The organism is Pseudomonas alvandae (genome assembly GCF_019141525.1).
GTDB lineage: Bacteria > Pseudomonadota > Gammaproteobacteria > Pseudomonadales > Pseudomonadaceae > Aquipseudomonas > Aquipseudomonas alvandae.
In genome coordinates this window covers 4,919,078-4,939,138 of the sequence record NZ_CP077080.1, presented here as the reverse complement: position 1 = coordinate 4,939,138, position 20,061 = coordinate 4,919,078, and the positions used below count along the sequence as shown (strand labels likewise).

The 20,061-nt window shown below is 59.2% G+C and carries 22 protein-coding genes, 1 tRNA gene and 1 pseudogene; 17 read left to right on the top strand and 7 right to left on the bottom strand.

Going from position 1 to position 20,061, the window contains the following annotated elements:
• Nucleotides 1-121: 121 nt before the first annotated feature.
• Together KSS97_RS21805 and KSS97_RS21800 are read right to left on the bottom strand one after the other, a co-directional pair.
• Nucleotides 122-595, bottom strand: a complete 474-nt coding sequence (locus KSS97_RS21805; RefSeq protein ID WP_217860131.1) for a peroxiredoxin — start codon at nucleotides 593-595, stop codon at nucleotides 122-124.
• 10 nt (nucleotides 596-605) lie between these two features.
• Nucleotides 606-1,166 carry a glycine cleavage system transcriptional repressor gene (locus KSS97_RS21800; RefSeq protein WP_030141212.1) on the bottom strand — a complete coding sequence of 187 codons (561 nt, stop codon included), beginning with the start codon at nucleotides 1,164-1,166 and terminating at the stop codon, nucleotides 606-608.
• Between the two features lie 316 nt (nucleotides 1,167-1,482).
• On the opposite strand from KSS97_RS21800, the gene dapA reads away from it, so the two are divergent.
• The 7 genes from dapA (at nucleotide 1,483) to KSS97_RS21765 (ending at nucleotide 6,351) form a co-directional block, all read left to right on the top strand.
• Nucleotides 1,483-2,361, top strand: coding sequence for a 4-hydroxy-tetrahydrodipicolinate synthase (dapA, locus tag KSS97_RS21795; protein ID WP_217860130.1), 879 nt, complete (start codon nucleotides 1,483-1,485; stop codon nucleotides 2,359-2,361).
• 17 nt (nucleotides 2,362-2,378) lie between these two features.
• On the top strand, nucleotides 2,379-3,494 hold the full coding sequence (gene bamC / locus KSS97_RS21790) for an NlpB/DapX family lipoprotein (RefSeq protein ID WP_217860129.1): 1,116 nt from the start codon (nucleotides 2,379-2,381) through the stop codon (nucleotides 3,492-3,494).
• A gap of 4 nt (nucleotides 3,495-3,498) precedes the next feature.
• Entirely contained in the window at nucleotides 3,499-4,257 is a 759-nt protein-coding gene (locus KSS97_RS21785) for an MBL fold metallo-hydrolase (protein WP_217860128.1), read from the top strand.
• 28 nt (nucleotides 4,258-4,285) lie between these two features.
• A complete protein-coding gene (gene purC / locus KSS97_RS21780; RefSeq protein ID WP_030141208.1) occupies nucleotides 4,286-4,999 on the top strand; it encodes a phosphoribosylaminoimidazolesuccinocarboxamide synthase in 714 nt (237 codons plus the stop codon).
• An 83-nt stretch (nucleotides 5,000-5,082) separates the two neighbouring features.
• Nucleotides 5,083-5,172: transfer RNA gene (locus tag KSS97_RS21775), tRNA-Ser, on the top strand.
• Between the two features lie 382 nt (nucleotides 5,173-5,554).
• Nucleotides 5,555-5,839 (top strand): AbrB/MazE/SpoVT family DNA-binding domain-containing protein, encoded by a 285-nt coding sequence (locus KSS97_RS21770; RefSeq protein WP_030141207.1) that lies wholly within the window; start codon nucleotides 5,555-5,557, stop codon nucleotides 5,837-5,839.
• A gap of 2 nt (nucleotides 5,840-5,841) precedes the next feature.
• Nucleotides 5,842-6,351: a type II toxin-antitoxin system YhaV family toxin gene (locus tag KSS97_RS21765; protein ID WP_217860127.1), complete on the top strand. Its 510-nt coding sequence runs from the start codon at nucleotides 5,842-5,844 to the stop codon at nucleotides 6,349-6,351.
• A 705-nt stretch (nucleotides 6,352-7,056) separates the two neighbouring features.
• On the opposite strand, the gene KSS97_RS28445 is transcribed toward KSS97_RS21765, so the two are convergent.
• Nucleotides 7,057-7,323, bottom strand: coding sequence for a hypothetical protein (locus KSS97_RS28445; protein ID WP_041475780.1), 267 nt, complete (start codon nucleotides 7,321-7,323; stop codon nucleotides 7,057-7,059).
• 344 nt (nucleotides 7,324-7,667) lie between these two features.
• Here KSS97_RS28445 and KSS97_RS28835 point away from each other — a divergent pair.
• The 3 genes and pseudogenes from KSS97_RS28835 to KSS97_RS21755 all read left to right on the top strand — a co-directional run.
• Nucleotides 7,668-8,444, top strand: a pseudogene (locus KSS97_RS28835) (MCP four helix bundle domain-containing protein); the annotation flags it as partial.
• 69 nt (nucleotides 8,445-8,513) lie between these two features.
• Complete coding sequence (locus KSS97_RS28830; protein ID WP_437128346.1) at nucleotides 8,514-9,302, top strand: methyl-accepting chemotaxis protein; 789 nt, start codon at nucleotides 8,514-8,516, stop codon at nucleotides 9,300-9,302.
• Nucleotides 9,303-9,315: 13 nt separating this feature from the next.
• Nucleotides 9,316-10,062: a phytanoyl-CoA dioxygenase family protein gene (locus tag KSS97_RS21755; protein WP_217860125.1), complete on the top strand. Its 747-nt coding sequence runs from the start codon at nucleotides 9,316-9,318 to the stop codon at nucleotides 10,060-10,062.
• A gap of 11 nt (nucleotides 10,063-10,073) precedes the next feature.
• Here the strand turns inward: KSS97_RS21755 and KSS97_RS21750 are convergent, their stop codons facing one another.
• The 3 genes from KSS97_RS21750 to KSS97_RS21740 form a co-directional block, all read right to left on the bottom strand.
• Entirely contained in the window at nucleotides 10,074-10,442 is a 369-nt protein-coding gene (locus tag KSS97_RS21750) for a cupin domain-containing protein (RefSeq protein WP_217860124.1), read from the bottom strand.
• Between the two features lie 102 nt (nucleotides 10,443-10,544).
• Nucleotides 10,545-11,351 (bottom strand): AraC family transcriptional regulator, encoded by an 807-nt coding sequence (locus KSS97_RS21745; RefSeq protein ID WP_217860123.1) that lies wholly within the window; start codon nucleotides 11,349-11,351, stop codon nucleotides 10,545-10,547.
• A 61-nt stretch (nucleotides 11,352-11,412) separates the two neighbouring features.
• Nucleotides 11,413-11,604 carry a YegP family protein gene (locus KSS97_RS21740; protein ID WP_039593327.1) on the bottom strand — a complete coding sequence of 64 codons (192 nt, stop codon included), beginning with the start codon at nucleotides 11,602-11,604 and terminating at the stop codon, nucleotides 11,413-11,415.
• Nucleotides 11,605-11,768: 164 nt separating this feature from the next.
• On the opposite strand from KSS97_RS21740, the gene KSS97_RS21735 reads away from it, so the two are divergent.
• Nucleotides 11,769-12,704, top strand: coding sequence for a LysR substrate-binding domain-containing protein (locus KSS97_RS21735; RefSeq protein ID WP_198797148.1), 936 nt, complete (start codon nucleotides 11,769-11,771; stop codon nucleotides 12,702-12,704).
• 71 nt (nucleotides 12,705-12,775) lie between these two features.
• Nucleotides 12,776-13,141, top strand: a complete 366-nt coding sequence (locus KSS97_RS21730) for a 5-carboxymethyl-2-hydroxymuconate Delta-isomerase (RefSeq protein ID WP_217860122.1) — start codon at nucleotides 12,776-12,778, stop codon at nucleotides 13,139-13,141.
• Between the two features lie 3 nt (nucleotides 13,142-13,144).
• On the opposite strand, the gene KSS97_RS21725 is transcribed toward KSS97_RS21730, so the two are convergent.
• Nucleotides 13,145-14,062: a LysR family transcriptional regulator gene (locus tag KSS97_RS21725; RefSeq protein WP_217860121.1), complete on the bottom strand. Its 918-nt coding sequence runs from the start codon at nucleotides 14,060-14,062 to the stop codon at nucleotides 13,145-13,147.
• 461 nt (nucleotides 14,063-14,523) lie between these two features.
• On the opposite strand from KSS97_RS21725, the gene KSS97_RS21720 reads away from it, so the two are divergent.
• The 5 genes from KSS97_RS21720 (at nucleotide 14,524) to KSS97_RS21700 (ending at nucleotide 19,977) form a co-directional block, all read left to right on the top strand.
• Nucleotides 14,524-15,906 (top strand): glutamine synthetase family protein, encoded by a 1,383-nt coding sequence (locus KSS97_RS21720; RefSeq protein WP_217860120.1) that lies wholly within the window; start codon nucleotides 14,524-14,526, stop codon nucleotides 15,904-15,906.
• 165 nt (nucleotides 15,907-16,071) lie between these two features.
• Nucleotides 16,072-17,721: a phosphoethanolamine transferase gene (locus KSS97_RS21715; RefSeq protein ID WP_198797151.1), complete on the top strand. Its 1,650-nt coding sequence runs from the start codon at nucleotides 16,072-16,074 to the stop codon at nucleotides 17,719-17,721.
• A gap of 69 nt (nucleotides 17,722-17,790) precedes the next feature.
• Entirely contained in the window at nucleotides 17,791-18,432 is a 642-nt protein-coding gene (locus tag KSS97_RS21710; protein WP_030141195.1) for a class I SAM-dependent methyltransferase, read from the top strand.
• A gap of 121 nt (nucleotides 18,433-18,553) precedes the next feature.
• The gene (gene rnd / locus KSS97_RS21705; protein WP_030141194.1) at nucleotides 18,554-19,687 is read left to right on the top strand and encodes a ribonuclease D; all 1,134 of its coding nucleotides are present in this window, start codon (nucleotides 18,554-18,556) and stop codon (nucleotides 19,685-19,687) included.
• Nucleotides 19,684-19,977, top strand: coding sequence for a YcgL domain-containing protein (locus KSS97_RS21700; protein WP_030141193.1), 294 nt, complete (start codon nucleotides 19,684-19,686; stop codon nucleotides 19,975-19,977). The genes rnd and KSS97_RS21700 overlap by 4 nt, the downstream gene beginning before the upstream one ends.
• Nucleotides 19,978-20,061 lie beyond the last annotated feature (84 nt).

The following is a 20,061-nucleotide window of genomic DNA, read 5'->3' as shown; positions in this document are numbered from 1 at the left end:
TGAAGTGATGCTTAAGGCCTCATCGCGAGCAAGCTCGCTCCCACAGGGATTTGATTTAACGACACAAATCCAGTGTGGGAGCGAGCTTGCTCGCGATAGCGCCAGTACAGGCAACGAGATTTCAGGCCTTGTTAAGCACCTGAGCCGCCGCCAACACCGCATCCACATGCCCCGGTACCTTCACGCCGCGCCATTCCTGGCGCAGCACGCCATCCTTGTCGATCAGGAATGTGCTGCGGTCAACGCCCAGGTATTCCTTGCCGTATAGCTTCTTCAACTTGATCACATCGAACAACTGGCAAACCGCTTCGTCCTTGTCGCTGATCAGCTCGAAGGGGAATTCCTGCTTGCACTTGAAGTTTTCGTGGGACTTGAGGCTGTCCCGGGAGACGCCGAACACTTCGGTGTTGGCGGCCTGGAATTGTGCGTACTGATCGCGGAACCCCTGGCCTTCGGTGGTGCAACCCGGGGTGCTGTCTTTCGGGTAGAAGTAAATGACCACCTGCTTGCCTTTCAGGGCCGCGAGGCAGACGGTCTGCCCGCTGGTGGCGGGCGCTCGGAAATCGGTAACCGGCTGGTCGACGGCAACGGCCATGAACGCTTCCTTACATTGGGTTTTGTGGGCGCCACGGTTCGATCAGGGCATCCAGGTTCATCGCGTCGGCGAAATCCAGGAACTGATCGCGCAGCCAACTGATCTGGGTGCCGGCCGGCAGTGTCACAGTGAACGTAGCGTTGAGCATGGTGCCGCCGGTCTGCGGAGCCTGGTAGGTGTCGCAGGTCAGGTTCTCCAGCTCGACGTGATGGTCCATGAAGAACTGGCACAGCTCGTTGATGATGTCCGGGCGATAGGCCGAACTCACGTAGGCCACATAGGGCAGGGCCTGGGGACGATTCTCCAGCGCTGCGCTGCGGACCACGTTGACGGTGAACGCATGCTTCTTGGCCAGCAAGGGCAGGCTGCCCTCCAGGCGGGCCAGGGCGTCCCAGCTGCCGGAGATTTCCAGCACGAGCGCGCTGCATTCGCCATGGCGAGTCAGGCGTGACGTCACGACGGCACAGCGATTCTCATGGCTGGCGCGGCACAGGACGTTAGTCAGCTCCATGGGGTTGGCGCCAAGGGCACTGATGACAAGGAATTGTTCGCGGACTGTGGGGGTGGACATGCAGCATTCCTAAAGCGATGAGCGGTCGATACGTTTCAGCTCGGCGCGGTGACAGCCTTGGGAAACCGAACGGTTCAAGCCCTGTGCCTGGAGGGGGCAATGCGTTGCGGGGCAACACAAATACCCCCGGGACAAACGCAGGATCGGGGCTTGGAGCGACGGAAACGGAAGCTGGAAACCGGCGTATGAGCTTATCAGTACCGATCAAAGCCTGAAGGGTAGCGAAAACCATCGCCAAGGGGAATGGGAGTTCGCTTGTACAAGCATCTTGGCGCCAGTACCATTACCGCTCTCTTTTTCCGGCAGGAGCGGTTTCATGATTGCGGGCAGTATGGTGGCACTGGTCACTCCCATGGATGCACAAGGGCGTCTTGACTGGGACAGCCTCAGCAAACTCGTGGACTTCCACCTCAAGAACGGCACCCATGCCATCGTCGCAGTCGGTACTACCGGCGAGTCGGCAACCCTTGATGTTGAAGAACACATCGCCGTGATCAAAGCCGTGGTCAAACAGGTTGCCGGGCGCATTCCGGTCATCGCCGGCACGGGCGCCAATTCGACCCGCGAAGCCGTCGAACTGACCCGCAACGCCAAGGCAGCCGGAGCCGATGCCTGCCTGCTGGTCGTTCCGTACTACAACAAGCCGACCCAGGAAGGCTTGTACCAGCACTTCAAGCACATTGCCGAAGCCGTCGACATCCCGCAGATCCTCTATAACGTTCCCGGCCGCACCTCCTGCGACATGCAGGCCGAGACCGTGATCCGCCTGTCTACCGTGCCGAACATCATCGGCATCAAGGAAGCCACCGGCGACCTGAAGCGCGCCAAGGCCATCCTCGATGGCGTGGACGAGGACTTCCTCGTGCTGTCCGGTGATGATCCGACCGCTGTCGAGCTGATCCTGATGGGTGGCAAGGGCAACATTTCCGTCACCGCCAACGTTGCCCCGCGCGAAATGGCCGACCTCTGCGAGGCTGCGCTGAACGGCGACGCCGAGACCGCTCGGGCACTGAACGAAAAACTGATGCCGCTGCACAGGGACCTGTTCATCGAAGCCAACCCGATCCCGGTGAAGTTTGCCCTGGTCGAAATGGGCCTGATGCATGAAGGCATCCGCCTGCCACTGACCTGGCTGAGCACCCCTTGTCACGAAACGCTGCGGCAGGCCATGCGCCAGTCCGGCGTCCTGGTTTAATTGAGGAAGTACAACGCATGAAGCGAATGGCCGGACTTTCCGCACTTGCCTTGATTATCTCCAGCACCAGTGGCTGCGGATGGATCTGGGGGCCGGAAGGTTACTTCCGCGACCGTGGTAGCGATTACCTGCAAGCGCAACAGACTGCACCGATGCAACTGCCGCCGGACGTCAGCGTCGCCAAGCGCCTGGATCCGCTGCTGCCGATCCCGCGCAACGTCGCCGACGACAGCGTCAAGGGCGAATACGTTGTCCCGCGTCCACAGCCGTTGTCGGCCGTGGCCGATGCCAGCGACTACACCTTGCAGAAGAGCGGTGATTCCAGCTGGGTCATGGGCCAGCATCCACCGGCCGAAGTCTGGCCCGTGGCAATCCAGTTCTTCCAGGACAACGGTTTCCGCCTGGACGAACAGCGCCCACAGACGGGCGAATTCACCACCACCTGGCAGCGTTCCGATGAACTGTCCGCCGCCATGGCCAAGCGTCTGAGTGGCGCCGGTGTTGCAGCCGACAGCGAAACCCGCGTGCGTGTGCGGATCGAGCCAGGCGTGCAACGCAACACCAGTGAGATCTACGTGGTCAGCGCCGAGCGTCCCGCCGGCAGCACCGCCGACGTGGCGTTCACCAACCGTTCGGTCAACACCGGCCTCGACGCCGCGCTGGTGGACGACATGCTCGCGAGCATGAGCCGTACCGCTGAGCAGGGCGGCTCGGTTTCGATGCTCGCCACCCGCGACTACGACACGCCAAGTCGCGTCAGCCTGAGCGAAGACGGCAGCGGCAACCCGGTGCTCAACGTCGGCTCCGACCTCGACCGCGCCTGGTCGAGCGTGGGTCGTGCGTTGGAGCAGGGCGAATGGCGGGTTGAGGACATCAACCGCAGCCTGGGCCTGTACTACATCAACTTGGCTGAAAAAGCCGAGAAGAAAGACGAGAAACCTGGCTTCTTCAGTGGCTTGTTCGGCAGCAAGCCGGACAAGGAAGAAATCGAAGCCCGTGCCGAGCGTTACCAGGTTCGCCTGAGCAAGGTCGGCGACAACGTCCAGGTCACCGTCGAGAAGAACATCAACACCGTGGCGCCGGCCGACGTGGCTCGCAAGGTGTTGGGCGTGATTCAGGACAACCTGGGCTGATCCGATGCGTTTTGCCGTTCTCGGCAGCGGTAGCCAGGGGAACGGCACGCTGATAGCCAGTGCTGGCACGTACGTGCTGGTCGATTGTGGTTTCTCCCTGCGGGAAACCGAGAAGCGCCTGTTGCGCCTGGGTGTGCACCCGGCGCAACTGAGCGCGATATTGGTGACCCACGAACATGCCGACCACGTGCATGGCGTGGGTTTGCTGTCTCGGCGCTACAATCTGCCGGTGTACCTGAGCCGTGGCACGCTGGAAGGCCTGCGCAAGCCCATCGAGCCAGCCGGTTTCGTGGCCGGTGGCGAGCAACTGCGTATCGGAGGCCTGGACATCAGCGTCGTCAGCGTGGCCCACGATGCCCGGGAACCGACGCAATATGTGTTCAGCGACGGCGAGCGGCGCTTCGGATTGCTCACGGACCTGGGTTCGTATTGCGACAGGGTGATGGACAGTTACCGGGATCTCGATGCATTGATGATCGAATCCAACCACTGCCGGGACATGCTGGCGCGTGGGTTCTACCCCTACTTTCTCAAGCAGCGGGTAGGCGGGGAACACGGACATTTGAACAACCACCAGGCGGCGTACCTGGTGGCCGAGTTGGGCTGGCAAGGCCTGCAACACCTGGTCCTGGCCCATCTGAGCAGCAAGAACAACCTGCCGCAGCTGGCCCGGCAATGTTTTGTCGACACCCTCGGGTGCGACCCGGACTGGCTGCAACTGGCCGATCAAGATTCAGGGCTCGACTGGCGACATATCGCCTAGCCCATCTACTTAGCAAGCGGAGCCCATCATGGAAAAACGTGAAGAACTCTACCGCGGCAAAGCCAAGTCGGTTTACAAGACCGACGACGCTGACCGCTTGATCCTGCTGTTTCGCAACGACACCTCGGCGTTCGACGGCAAGCGCATCGAACAGCTGGACCGCAAGGGCATGGTGAACAACAAGTTCAACGCCTTCATCATGCAAAAGCTCGAAGCCGCCGGCGTACCGACCCAGTTCGACAAGCTGCTGGGCGACAACGAATGCCTGGTCAAGAAGCTGGACATGATCCCGGTCGAGTGCGTCGTGCGTAACTACGCCGCCGGCAGCCTGGTCAAGCGCCTGGGCGTGGAAGAGGGCATGAAACTCAACCCTTACACCTTCGAACTGTTTCTGAAAGACGACGCCAAGGGCGACCCGTTCATCAACGAGTCCCACGTCGTGGCATTCGGTTGGGGCACCGCCGAGCAACTGGCGCGCATGAAGGAACTGTCCCTCAAGGTCAACGACGTGCTGACCAAGCTGTTCGACGACGCCGGCCTGCTGCTGGTGGACTTCAAGCTTGAATTCGGCGTGTTCAGCGACGGCTCCATCGTCCTGGGCGACGAGTTCAGCCCGGACGGCTGCCGTCTCTGGGATAAGGACACCAAGAAGAAAATGGACAAGGACCGCTTCCGCCAAGGCCTCGGTGACGTCATCGAAGCCTACGAAGAAGTCGCCCAGCGCCTGGGTGTACCGCTGTAATCGACGCAAGCATCTGATAGCACGGAAAAAATTTCGCTCGGGGGTTCGCTTCCGGCGAATGTGCTGGTATGATGCGCGCCACTGGAGAGATGCCGGAGTGGCCGAACGGGACGGATTCGAAATCCGTTGTACTGGCGACAGTACCTAGGGTTCAAATCCCTATCTCTCCGCCATATTTAAAGGCCCCGAGCGCTTAATCGCCTCGGGGTTTTTTGTATTTGGGGGAATGAGGGTGGATGTCATTCCCCAACCATGCTGGAATCTTCCTCGACTCCGCCCAGACACCGCCTTGGTCTTTTCTGTTGCACAGGTGGTATAACCGCCCGTCAGAAAACAAGCGTATTCGATGGGCCACGGCTTGATCGTGCGAGACTTGTCTTGCGGCACAGAGGCACGCAAGTCGACGTCTGATATGACATTTTCGTCTTGTCTGGTCATTCGAACGGGCTTCGCCATCTGTTACATCATCAGGCTTCCTTTATTCGGCTTTGATGGTGTTAAATGCACTCCTCGTGAACCATAGTGATCTACAGTGATCCTACAGAGGGCACGGAAATGCCCCGTGAGGCCATGCTCGCCATGAAGCGTTCAGGCCATGTCCTGTTGAAAGTGCAGGAAAATTTGCAATGGAGAGAGGTCATGTCTAAAGGCAATGTCGTCTCGTTTACCGACAGAAAGGCGGAGATTCAAGCAGGTATCGAGTTCCTTGATCTGCTTGACAGGGATATCAAGGAAAATCCTGAAGGTATCCAGCCTATCCCTCGCGGCCTGCTGCAGCGAATTCAAGCAATTCGCAATCAGGCGGACGATAATCGTCGTCGCGAGCTTCAAGAAGGCTAAGCGTGACTGAAAGCACGATTCATATCGAAAACGGGTGGGCACTTTATGCTCACCCGTTATTCATTGCGCGCCTCGAAGAAATTACCGTCGCTGTTGAGAGGGTGATGGCTAATGACCCGGAAGGCTTTCACCATCATCCGGTCTACAAGCTTTTCGATGCGGTGAGCGCGAATATCCTAATCAATGTTCCGTCCGATCCGACCCACCCCTGCTATCGTCAGGGGAACACGCTAGGGCGTGACTTTAAGCACTGGCTTCGGGTGAAGAAGCAAGGGATACCTCCACGGTATCGCCTGTTTTTTCAGTTCAGATCCGAGGCGCCGATGACCGTCATCTATGCGTGGCTCAATGATGAGAGAACGTTGAGGAAGGATGGCGATAAAAATGATGTGTATGCAGTTTTTACTGCAATGCTCCTAAACGGAAAAATGCCTAATTCCTACACCGACCTCATCGCGGCTTGCGACGTCTTGGAATATGGAAATTCTACGACAGGAACGGAGGAAGAATAAAATCATCCGTTCCCATAAAAGCCTGGCGTATCCGCTGGGTTTTTTCGTTTCTGGGGTTTTGTGGCGTACGGGAGCGTAGCGTTATGGATTGCGCGACAGTACCGCGAGCGTGAGTTTCGGGGCAGGGATCGTCTGACCTATTATGATGCGCCGTGGGGGATAGATTACGATTTTATTGTCAAAGATGACCGGTATCTCGCCGTACACTTCGTAGTTATAAAAGGTGTGCGGCAATATTTACGGCTCTCTGCTTCTTCAAAAGGGGTGCGAATTTAACGGTTGGCATCCAGAACTACTTTTTAGTAGCAAGCTTGCCAGTGATCACAAATCTATCGAACACGTTCTGACCATCACTTGCAGCTTGTCGAACGTCAAGAAATGTCAGCTCTTCGTGAGTGGCTTTCCTGTGAGTTTTCTTGATTTTTTTGGTAGCCATCGGAGTCTCCGAGGTATGTGTATTCATGCTGATCAGCTTGTGTGACTAATCGAGTCCGGGCAAACCGGAGGTTTCGTGTTATCGAACCATGCTCGTTTCGACAAGATGGACCCTGAGGGCTGATGCCTGTCAGTTAGGCGTAGATCCTGTGGGAGCAAAGCTTGCTCGCGATATCGGTCGAGTCGCCAATATTGTTACCGGCTGGCTTACCGCAATCGCGAGCAAGCTTTGCTCCCACAGCTGTGCTGTTCAACTGATTGGCATCACCTCTAGGCCGGCTCTGCGTCCAAGCGTCGGGCAATGACATCGAGCACGTCGCAACCATCCCTCAAGGAGATGCAGCACAGCTGTGCAAAGTCCTGGAGGACCACTGAGTCGCTCGGAATGTCCCCTCGCATTGCGAGGTTCTCTAAAAGCTGGGTGACAGCGCGGATTCTATAGCCCGCCGTGTCAAGCAGGATGTGCAACGGTGCGGAGGTATCGACGAAAAGGGGTTGATCGTCGGCATTACTAGTAAGAGCCATGTATCTGTTCATTTCAAACTCCGTTTGATTGAAGGCCTTCTTACCATTTGTAATCGAGTCGCCAAACCCAAGCCGCTCTTACGAACGACGCCTCGGACTATAAAGGCTTACCGTTAAAATCATCAATCAGACGATGCGTAAGAACATTCCTAGAATTATGTGGGCGGAAAATGTCAGAAAATTTCCCCAAAACACTGATGTCCCTCCGATCATTTTCACCCGGTCCAATCCCTCCGCGACCTGCCTAACCACAGTCTTCCCCATACCCAAAGCTTTGTAACAATCAGACTAATGGTCTATAGCTCAACACAAGGCTGCCGATAGGCAGGTAATCCCCCCGTGTAAGGAATGACACCATGCTGCGGTTCTTCGCCGACTTGGGCTTTCGCTGGAAAATCACTCTCCCGATAGCCTTCCTGGCTGTGTTGTTGGTCCTGATGGGGGGCGCGGGGATGCGCGGCATCGGTCAGGTGACCGAATCCAGCACACAATTGACCAAACGTTATCTGCCGGCGATCAGCCTGTTGCTCAATGCCGATCGTGATCTTTACCAAGCCTTCGTGGCCGAGCGCAGCTTGTTGGACGGTCATGCAAGCGAGCATCTGCAAGCGCTGAGCACCAGTCACAGCGAGAATGCGAAGCAGGCTTACGACCGAGTGCAGAAGTATGCCGCGATGCAGCCCGGTGCCGAGGCGCAGGCGTTGGTCGGTCAGTTCAATGACAGCTTCGGCAAATGGGTGCAGGTTTCGCGGCGGGTCATTGAGCAGTCGGTAGGCGATCCGCAAGGTGCCAGCGCCCTGAGCTTCAGTGACAGTGAGCGCCTGTTCGAAGCCACGCGGGACGCCATCGACAAGCTGGGAGAGCTGGAGGAAGCGGCGTCACACCGCGAAGGCGATGCAGCGATTGAAAATGGCGAGGCCGTCGGGGTGCATCAGGGCGTGATTCTGTTGATCGGCCTGCTCGGTTGCATCCTCGTGCTGGTTGCCCTGCCAATGGTGGTGTTGAGCCCGATGCGCCGGCTGCTGCATCGCGTCGAGCAGATTGCCGAGGGTGGCGGTGATCTGAAAGGGCGCCTCGAGGTACGCTCGGCCGATGAGTTGGGCCAGCTCAGCGGTGCGTTCAACCGTTTTCTCGACAAGCTGCAGCCGTTGATCGCTGAGGTTGGGCGGGTGACCGGCGAGGTGGATTCTGCAGCGCGGGCCATGGCCGATATGGCCGCGACCAACGATCGGTTGATCAGCAGCGAGCACGCGGCGCTCGATCAGGTCAGTACCGCCGCTACCCAGATGAGCGCGGCGGTGCATGAGGTTGCGCATAACGCGGTGAGTGCTTCGGATGCCGCGCAACAGGCGAGCAGCCAGTCTCGTGACGGCGCCGAGGTGGTCAGCAGCACCATCGATTCGATCCGTCAGTTGGCCCTGGAAGTGGAAAGTGCCTCGGGCACGATCGAGGCGTTGGCCCAGGAAACTTCCAGCATCGGTGCTGTGCTCGAAGTGATTCGTGGCATTGCCGAGCAGACCAACCTGTTGGCACTGAACGCTGCAATCGAAGCCGCACGGGCCGGTGAGCAGGGCCGTGGGTTTGCCGTTGTGGCCGATGAGGTGAGGGCGCTCGCGGCTCGTACCCAGGACTCGACCAAGGACATCCAGGTTCGCATCGAGCGGTTGCAGAGCGGTGTCGCCAAGGCTGTGCAAGCGATGCAGGTCGGCAGTAGCAAGGCTCGCGACAGTGTTGAGCGCGCCGCGGGTGTCGACCAGGTCCTCAGCGGCACAGGTGGTTCGATCCAGCGAATCAACGACATGGCCGCGCAAATCGCCAACGCCTGTGAAGAGCAAAGCAGCGTCACCGAGGAAATAGCCCGCAATATTTCCGACATCCGTGATTTGTCCAACGAAGCGGCGGCCAATTCCGCCCAGAGCATGCACGCCAGCCAGCAGCTTTCCAGCCTGTCGAGAAACCTCGCAGAGCTGACCGGCCGCTTCCGCACCTGAAGCAGGTGGTGTCGTGTCGACTGACGACCTCCTGCGAGCCCTGCATCAGGACGGTTTTGTCCTGATGCCCGGCGTGTTGGATGCCGCGCAAGTCGCTGACGTGCGTCGTACTATCGACCAGCTGAAACCCCAACATTGGGATTACAGCGGCGTCATCGATCATTACAAATGCGTGTTCAATCGGGATCCGTTCTGGTTGCCGTATTTGGAAGTGAGCGGGGTGATCGAACTCGCCGAAGCGGCTTTGGGCGACGATTGCCACATCATCGGCCAGACGGCCTGGCGCTGCCATCCCGGTTTTGTCGGCGCGCCATTGCATCTGGATTACCTGCCGATGGAGCTGCCGCCGGCCCTGTTGGCTGATCCCGGTTTTGAACTGCCGATGCAGGTGTTCACCGCGCAGTTTTACCTCGATGACATCGACGCTGACCTGAGCCCGACACAGGTGATTCCCGGCAGCCACAAGGCGGGCCGTGCACCAGCGGCGGGTGAGACGCAGTGGCATGGGCGTCCGGCGCAGCCAGTGTTGTGTCGGGCGGGCGATGTTCTGGTACTGCGCAGCGAGTTATGGCACGCCGGCAGCGACAACCGGACCGTCGACCGCACACGGTACATGCTCCAGGTGCATTACGGTCGACGGATGGTCGCGCAAAAGTTCTCGCCCTATCTGCACTGGCTGTTCAATCCCGTCGTGCTCGCCGCCGCGACGCCTCGCCAGCGGCGGCTGCTCGGTGATCATCAGGAGGCGGAGTACGACTGAGCCAGGCCCGGTCAGATCCAGACGTCATTGACCGCCGTTCGCTCATTGGTTTCTTCACCGGTATTGATGACGCCACGAGGCTCGATCAACAAGAGTTTCACTTCCCGCTCGGCACTGGGTTTGTGCTCGACGCCTTTCTTGACCACGTACATCTCGCCCGGGCCGATCATCACGGCGCCATCACGAAAGTCGATACGCAGCACACCGTCCAAGACAATGAATGTTTCATCGGTATCGGCGTGGGTGTGCCAGATGAAGTCGCCTTCGAGCCGGGCAATCTTGAACTGGTAGTCGTTCATTTCGGCGATGACTTTGGGCGCCCATTGCTCGGCGAACAGCGCGTATTTCTGAGCGACGTTAATGGGGGAGTACTGATTCATCGGGGCATGCTCCTCAACTGGAAAAGATGAGCACTACGTTACGGCCTGGGGCAGGGCGGGTATTGGATGATCGTGCAGCTTTTGCAGGGTGACCCAGGGGCTTCAGCGCAGCATTTTCAGCCAGCGCGCCGGTGAAATGCCAAAGGCCTGGGTGTGCAGCCGGGTCATGTGGCTTTGGTCGAAAAAACCGCAGGCAAGGGCTGCTTCGCTCAATGGCAGGCCCTGCAATACCAGGCGCCGGGCTTCGTTCAAGCGACGCTGGGTGATGTAGCGATAGGGGCTGGTGCCATACAACGCGCGAAAGTCCCGTGACAGGCTCCAGCGATCCCGACCGCTGGCCTCGACCAGATCGTCCAGGGTGATCGGTTGGCCAAGGGCATCATGGATGAACAGGCGCGCACGCTCCGCGGCGGGGTAATCCAGCAGTCGGCGTCCGCGTCGACGACCCGCCGCGGCAGCGAGCGCCTGGGCCACATCATAGATGGCGTCGTCTTCCTCCAGTGGGTCGAGGCGATGCTCCAGTGTATTGAGCAATCTGCGGGTCGCGATGTTGAGCCGGGGATCGTTCGACAGTCCGCCCTCGATGAAGGGCAAGGGCCTGCCACCCAACACTTGTTGGATCAGTGACGGCTCGATGTAGGACATCCGGTAATGAAAGCCATCGCGGGTGCCTGCTTCGCCGTCATGAACCTCATCGGGGTGCAGCACGATGGTTCCACCAGGCTGGCTATGACGTTTACTGTGCCGGTAGTTGAAGCTCTGGACGCCGGAAAGCGTAAAGCCGATGGCGTAGGTGTCATGCCGGTGGGCGCTGTAGCCGTGACCACTGAAATAGGCCTCGATGCGCTCCAGTTTCCCCGATTCAGGCGCACGCACCAGCCAGTCGCTACGGTTATTCGATTGAGCCATGGGCGCGACCTCTCGCTGTTCGCTGCATACGATACTTCAGGATGGTCGGCCCGTGGCGGCTTCAGATTTCTTTTACAGGTGTCTCGCCGTGGGCGCTCTTGATCAACCCGATGACGTGCAGGCAGTCAGCCTTGTTCACATAGGATTCGCCGCTGGCGATAGTTTCGTGATTGCCCGCCCTCAAGCGCCAGCGCCACTGGCCTTGTCCGGTGCTTGGGGTTCCTCGGGTCTGTCGATAGATTTCAAAATACATCGGTTCGCTCCATGCGATTTATTCGTTCAGGACATGTTCTGTACATGTCGTCGCAAGCCTAGCCAAGCTGATAATTTTCGCTAATGGGAATACGTTTCCAATGATTGTGAGATATTTCAGAAAATTGCAGCGCCTGCCTCACCGACTGGAACCAGGAGCAATGGATGAACCGCAACGAATTGCGCAAGGCCGACATCAACCTGATGGTGGTTTTTGAAACGCTGATGCTCGAGCGTAACGTGACGCGGGCTGCGGAAAAACTGTTCCTTGGCCAACCGACCATCAGCTCGGCCCTCAATCGCCTCAGGGCGATGTTCAACGACCCGTTGTTCATCCGCGTCGGGCACCGCATGGAGCCGACGGCGCGGGCCGAGGAAATCATCCAGCACCTGTCGCCGGCTCTGGACTCACTGTCGGTGGCGCTGAGTCTGTCCCATGATTTCGACCCCGCCAACAGCACCATGACATTCCGCATCGGCCTGTCGGACGACGTGGAATTCGGCCTGCTACCGCCGCTGTTGCGCAGCCTGCGCCAGGAAGCACCCAACGTCGTGTTCGTGGTGCAGCACGTCGATTATTGGCGCATTCCCGACTTGCTTGCCTCAGGCGACATCACGGTCGGTATCAGCCAGACCCGGGGGCTGCCGGCCAATGCCAAACGCAAGCTGCTGCGGCACATCAGGGCCCGCGTGCTGCGGGCCGATGCCTCGGAAACACCGCTAACCCTGGATGAATATTGCGCGCGGCCACAGGTGCTGGTTTCCCATACGGCCAACATTGCCGGCCTGGCTGACGAATGGCTGGCCGAAATAGGCCGCAAGCGCCATGTGGTGCTGTCGGTGCCACAGTACAGCGCCTTGCCGGCGTTGCTGGCCGGCACTGATCTGATCGCCAGCCTGCCGGACTACACCGCCACGGCCATGGCCGCTTCCGGCCAATTGTTCTGTGAACCTTTTCCCTTCGAGACGCCGACGGTGGATTTGTCCATGGTTTGGTTGAGCCACGTCGACAATGACCCGGCCGAGCGGTGGCTGAGGTCGCGGTTGGAGGCGTTCATGAGCGAACGGATGCCGCTGGCAGACGAAACAAAACCTGCCTGACCTGACCCAGTCGAGGTATCGTTGCGACAGCTGTCACCCCACCCTCGCTTTTCGAATCGGAGTCGAAACACATGCCTCACCTGCACATGGAATACACCGCCAACCTGACCGCGCTGAACGCCGATGTCGCACTGCTGCGCCTGAACAACGCGCTGGTGGCCTCCGGTCAGTTCGCGGCTGAGCACGACATCAAGAGCCGTGCAGTGAAGATCGATACATTTCGGGTCGGCACCGGCATCGGCGAGCGCGGGTTCGTGCATTTGAAACTGGCCTTGTTGAGTGGCCGCTCGGCGGAGATCAAGAAGCAGCTGGCCGATAATCTGCTGGCGGTTCTTCAGGACCTCGGGCCATGGCCTGCCGGCGTCAGCGTGCAGTTGTGCGTGGAGCTCCTCGACATTGATCGTGGTCCTTATGCCAAGGCTGCCATTGGTCTGTGAGGTTCAGTGCCCAAGGCAAGCCTCGATGACCTGCCCACGCAACCAGATGTTGGCGCTGTCCTGATCGGCGCCCAGGCTCCATTGCATGTCCAGGGTAAAACCAGGCAAGCCTTCAGGCGCGTCGTAGTGATGAAAACCCGTGTCATTGGCGAGCAGTTGCTGGATGCGGCGGGGCAGGGTGAGGATGAAATCGGTACCCGCGATCATCTTCAGCGCCGCGCCGTAACTGTTGGCGCGCGCCGCGATCTGGCGTTGCTGCGCTTGCATCGCCAGCCAGCCGTCGATCATGTTGCTGGACGAAGCCCAGGGTGTCGGAAAAACGTGCCGGCGCTGTAGGAATGTCTCTAGATTCAGCGGCGGTGCGGCCCGTTTATCCACGACACACACCAGATCGTCGTCCAGCAACGGCCTGGATTTCAGGTCGGCATGATTGCTGTGGAAATTCGGGCCGAAGCAGATCACCAGGTCCAGGCTGCCATTGCGCAGGGCTTCGACGGGAATGTCCGCTTCGAGCTTGCTCACGTTCACCGTCACCGGCAACTCGGCGTGATCGAAACCCCGCAGCAGTCGCGGCAGGATCAGCTGTTCGAAGTATTCGGGTGCGCAAATATCGAAGGTGATGGCCTGACGCCTTGGATCGAAGGTGGGCGACCCGGCATGACACTGGTTGATTCGCTGCAGGATGGCGCACACATGTTCGTACATCCCCTCGGCTTTATAGGTCGGGCGCATGCCGGTACGGCTGTTGATAAACAGTTCATCTTCGAAACAGGCACGCAGTTTCTTCAGGCAATAACTGACGGTCGACTGACTGACACACAATGCTTCGGACACGCCGGTGACGCTGCCTTGTTCATACACGGCGCTAAACACCATGAGGTCCTGCATGTCGAGCTTTCTGAGGGCGTTACTGTTCAGCATCCGTTCTGTCTCGCAGTGCTCTTGCGCGGATCTTGCGCAAACCAGGCGGATGATCCTAGCGGAACGAGAGGACGAGGAGAATGTTGCCCACGGCGTTATTCGTTTGCTTATGTTTAGCTCGCCCTGATCCAAGCTCCATCAAATCCAGGTTTAATGGTCCGTGGGGGCCGTGGGACGCTTGCCGGATACTGTCCCTGTGATGCGCTCATGAACGGTTGGCCCTTGGTGCTCCGATACCTTTCATCCGCCGCGGTCGATCCGCTCGGCAGGACTACGCCCGTCATACCTCCATTCCTCAGTGCGCTGCCGTCCGAGCTGGCCTTCTGGGCCTTGTGGCATTGTCGTCACGCGCGTCCTCCGGATTCCCGTGTTTCCTGTTGATCAAACACTGTGTTCGTCGCCGACGAGCACAGACCGACGGAGCCTGGTCGCCCGTCCGACATGGAAATACGAGCCTTCTCATGAGCCTTGCCAAAAATGCATTCGCGCCCGTGCAACACGCCCGGGCGTTTCTCGATCAGAACCCTGATGTCGAGCTCTTCGAACTGTTCATCCTTGATAACAACGGCGCGCCACGGGGCAAGTTATTGCACCGGGACGAGCTGCTGGCGGTCTACGAAAACGGTCGACCGCTGCCCAGTACGATGCTCGGGCTGACCCTCAATGGCGACGACGTCGAAAACTCCGGGTTGGTGTGGGATGTCGGCGACATCGATTGCCGTGCCTACCCCCTAAACGGCAGCTTGCAACGCATGCCGTGGCGGTTGATTCCCACCGCCGCCGTGCAGGTCGGCATGCATCCCGAGGAAGGAATGCCTGCGGCCGTCGCCGACCCGCGCCTTCTGCTCAGCCGGGTGATCGACGCCTTGCAGGCCGACGGTTATTACCCGGTGATGGCGGCGGAGCTGGAGTTTTACCTGTTGGATGCCCAGCGCGACAGCCAAGGCCGACCGCAACCGGCGCGTGACGCTGACGGTGGCAGGCCACGGGCCACACAAGTCTATGGTTTGCGCGAGCTGGAGCAGATCGAGCCGTTCCTGGCCGACCTGTATGCCGCTTGCAAACTGCAAGGCATTCCGGCCCGAACCGCTATTTCGGAATACGCACCGGGGCAGGTCGAAATCACGCTTGAACACCGCACCGATGCCTTGCAAGCCATGGATGAGGCGGTGCGCTACAAGCGCCTGGTCAAGGGCGTGGCGCATAAACACGGCATGGCGGCGTGTTTCATGGCCAAGCCATTCGAGCATCTGGCGGGCTCCGGCATGCACATGCACGTCAGCCTGGCGGACCGGGACGGGCACAACCTGTTTTCCAGCGAAGCCGCCGACGGCACGCTGCTGCTGCGTCACGCGGTAGGGGGAATGCTCGATACGCTGCTGGATTCGCTCTTGCTGTTGTGCCCGAACGCCAACTCCTACCGTCGATTCCAGAGCAACAGCTATGCGCCACTGGCACCGACCTGGGGCGTGGACAATCGCACGGTCAGCCTGAGGGTGCCTGGCGGCCCGGCGTTTTCGCGACACATCGAACACCGCGTTTGCGGCGCCGATGCCAACCCGTATCTGGCCGCCGCCGCGATACTGGCCGGGATTCATCGCGGCATACGGCAACAGCGTGATCCCGGCGCGCCGGTCCAAGGCAATGGTTACGCCCAGGCGACCGAGTTGCTGCCCACCGACTGGCTTACAGCCTTGAATGCGCTTGAGGCCTCGCCATGGGCACGAGAAGCGTTTGGCAGCGAGTTTCTCGGTGTCTATCTGGCGGTCAAACGCGCCGAATATCGTCAATTCATGGGGGAGGTAGGCGAGCAAGATTGGCGCTGGTATCTGAACCAAGCCTGACGACGGTTTTTAGAACGTTCTTTAAATAATTATTTACTGGCAACTTTTTCACGAAAAATTGATGGTGGGCAGCCTAAAGTTTGTGTTGCCGTAGGAAATGAATTTTTCACATTTGCCTGCGGCACTTTCTTTTAAAAGAGCAACTTCAGGAAGCCTCCAATCATCATGCTGACTATTAAAGCCGTGCGCCCCGAGTGGGTGACGCTGGTCGCCAGTGCCTTTTTGTTAGTGGGCTTCAACTTCATTCTCTGGCAACACCTGCTTGTGATTACTGCGGCGGATGGCCGCGGCCTGCTGCTGTGCCTGGCATTTGCCGTCATCGTGTTCTGCGCGTTCAACCTGGTGTTGACGTTGTTGGCGTTCCGCCCGGTGCTCAAGCCGTTGTTGATGTTGTTATTCATGATCAGCGCGGGCGTGGCGTATTTCATGGCCCAGTACGGGGTCTTGATGGATGCCGGCATGTTGCGAAATTTCGCCGAAACCAATGCCACGGAAGTTCGCGATCTATTGTCGTTGAAGTTGTTCGTCTACATTGGTTTGTTAGGTGTCTTGCCTTCCTGGTTATTGTTCAAGACGCCGATTAGTTATCGCCGCTGGCCGAGGGAGTTGTTGAGCAAGTTGCTGGTCGGGGTGGCCTCGGTTGCGGTGCTCGGCGCGGTGGCCATGATCAACTATCAAGGGCTGTCCTCGTTGTTTCGCAACCACCATGAACTGCATCTGATGGTGGTGCCGAGCAACTACATCGGGGCGTCGTTTGGCTATTTGCGCGAGCAAGTCGCGTCGGCCAAGCAACCGTTCATCACGTTGGGCGAGGATGCTAGCCGCAACCCGGCCTGGCAAACCCATGCACGAAAATCACTCACTGTCCTGGTGGTCGGGGAAAGCGCTCGCGCCGAGAACTTCGGCATTCTCGGCTATCACCGCGACACCACGCCGCAACTGGACAAGGAGGCCGGCCTGATCGCTTTCACCGACGTGCATTCCTGCGGGACCGAGACGGCCGTGTCAGTGCCGTGCATGTTTTCCAACATGGGCCGCAAGAACTACGACGCCAGCAAGGCCAAGAATGAAGAGGGGCTGCTGGACGTGCTCAAACGCGCCGGGCTGGAGGTGATCTGGCGGGACAATCAGTCCGGCTGCAAAGGCACCTGCGATCGGGTCACGTTGCAGGACGTCAGTAATCTCAAGGATCCGTCCCTGTGCGCCAATAGCGAGTGCCGCGACGAAATCCTGCTCCAGGGCTTGCAACATTTCATCGACACCCTCGACAAGGACACAGTGCTGGTGTTGCACCAGATGGGCAGTCATGGGCCGGAATACTTCAAGCGCTACCCGAAGGAATACGAGCATTTCACCCCGGTGTGCGAGAGCAATGCGCTGAACAATTGCAGCCGCGAGAGCATCGTCAACGGCTACGACAACACGCTGGTTTACACCGATCACGTGCTGTCGATGTTGATCGATTTGCTGCGAGCCAACCAGGACAAGGTCGACACCGCCATGCTGTACCTGTCGGACCACGGCGAGTCCCTGGGCGAATACAACCTGTTCCTCCATGGCACGCCCTACATGCTGGCCCCTGAGCAGCAGAAGCATGTGGCAATGCTGGCCTGGTTTTCCGACAGTTATCAGAAGTCCTTCTCGGTCGATACGCATTGCCTGCAAATGAGTCGGGACAAACCCTTGAGCCAGGACAACCTGTTTCATTCGATGCTCGGGCTACTGGAAGTCAACAGCAAGGTCTACAACCAGGACTTGGACATGTTCGCCAGTTGCCGCAGCGCAGTGATCGATGGGGTGTTGGCCAGGGAATAATCTTCCTACACCTTTTTTTCACGTAGCCCTGTTTAACCTGTCGTCCAACCTTTTCCGTGAGCCGAGAGTATGCCCGGGCAATCCCCCTCCACCGTCGAGCTTGAGTTCGCCAGGCAGCATGACCAGGAGCATGCGCAAATCTGCTGTCAGCCGACGCCTCGGCGGCTGCGCCTGACCTTCTGGCGTGATGAGCAGTTGGTGCGCAACGCCTTGAAGGTGGCCGGTGAGCCTGGGTTGGTACTGGACGTCGCGTGTGGGGCGGGGCGGTTCTGGCCGGTGTTGGGCGAACATGCCAACCGGGTGATCCTGGCGGCGGACCCGTCGCCGGATACGCTCGATCATGCCCGCAGCCACCATGGCGGTGCGCTGCTCCAGCGGATCAAGACTTTTCCCAGCTCGGCGTTCACCCTTGGGCTGTCGGCGAACGCGGTGGACTGCATTTTTTGTCTGCAATTGTTTATGCACATCCAGGCCAGCGAACATCGCCTGGCTTTGCTGCGGGAATTCCACCGGGTCAGCCGGGACACGGTGATCGTGTCAGTGCAGATCGAGGGACGCCTCAAGCTCGGCCACGCCTCACAACGAAACCTCACCGACAAGGCCTGCGTCGAAGCCGAGTTTCTCGCGGCCGGTTTCAGCGTGGTGTGGCATCAGGATTTCCTGCCCGGCCTGGCGTTTAAACGGGTGTATGTATTACGTAAGGCCGGATAACTGCAGATGTAGGACTATTCTTGCGTTTGCGCAGGCGATTTCTCTCAAGCTCTTGCTCCGTAGATGCTCGCAATCGCCGACGGCGATATATACTGCGCGCCATTCTTCAAGGGAGAGCCGTGTGGCCATCGATATTCATTGGATTCGCGACAACGATAGCCTCGGTCGGTTTTGCGCCGAATGGCAACAGTTGCCGTTCGTCGCCCTCGACACCGAATTCATGCGGGTCGACACCTTTTATCCCATTGCCGGCCTGCTGCAGATCGGTGATGGCAAAAGTGCGTACCTGATCGACCCCTTGACCATCGACGATTGGAAACCCTTGGCCGCGCTGCTGGAAAACCCGGCGGTGCTCAAGGTATTGCACGCCTGCAGCGAAGACCTTGAAGTCTTGCTGCGCCTGACAGGCAGCCTGCCCGCGCCGCTGTTCGACACGCAATTGGCCGCCGCCTACTTGAACCTGGGTTTCTCCATGGGTTATTCGCGGTTGGTGCAGGAAGTGCTGGGCATCGAATTGCCCAAGGGCGAGACCCGTTCCGACTGGTTGCAGCGGCCCCTGTCCGAAACCCAGATCAGCTATGCCGCCGAGGATGCAGTGCATCTTGCGGAAGTTTTCGTACAACTGCGGCCGAAGCTGTCCGACGAAAAATACAGCTGGGTCCTGGAGGATGGCGCCGAACTGGTGGCCAACCTGCGCCGCGAGGTCGACCCGTACGAGGTGTACCGCGAGGCCAAGCTGGCCTGGAAACTGTCCCGGGCGCAATTGGCCGTGCTGCGCGAGCTGTGCGCCTGGCGTGAGCGCGAGGCGCGCGCCCGTGACCTGCCGCGCAACCGCATCATTCGCGAGCATTCGCTATGGCCCCTGGCCCGCACGCAGCCGGATAACCTCGGTGCGCTGGCGAAGATCGAAGACATGCACCCGCGTACCGTGCGCCAGGACGGTGAATTCCTGCTCGACCTGATCAAGCGTGCGGGCAGCGTGCCACCTGAACAATGGCCGGCCGCAGTGCCCGAACCGCTGCCGATCGAGGCCTCGGCGCTGGTCAAGCGGCTCAAGGCGCTGGGGCAGGCTGAAGCCGAGCGCCTGGGCATTGCCCCGGAACTGATGCTGCGCAAGAAAACCCTCGAAGCCCTGATCAAGAGCGGCTTTCCCGAGGGGCCTTACCAATTGCCCGATTCGCTGCGTGGCTGGCGCCGCGAGTTGATGGGCCAGGCATTGCTCGACAGCCTGGCCACCGCCGGAGAACAGCCTTGAAACGTATCTGCTCCATCTACCGCAGCTCGAAGAAAAACGAAATGTACCTCTACGTGCTCAAGAGCGAGGCATTGGCCCGCGTGCCCGAGCCGTTGATGGCCGCGTTCGGCAAGGCCATCCATGCCTTCGACCTGGTATTGAGCCCGGAGCGGCAACTGTCCCGGGAGGACATCAACAAGGTGCTGGAAAACCTCGACACCCAGGGCTATCACTTGCAGATGCCTCCGGCTGAAGACGAGTACATCGAGCATCTGCCCGAAGAGTTGCTGCGACGCAACGACCCGGTCTGATACTTCGGGGCGCCCGTCCTGGGGCCTCTTGAATATTGAAATGATTATTGGCGATGGGCCGCATGGATGGAGCAACACTCTGTC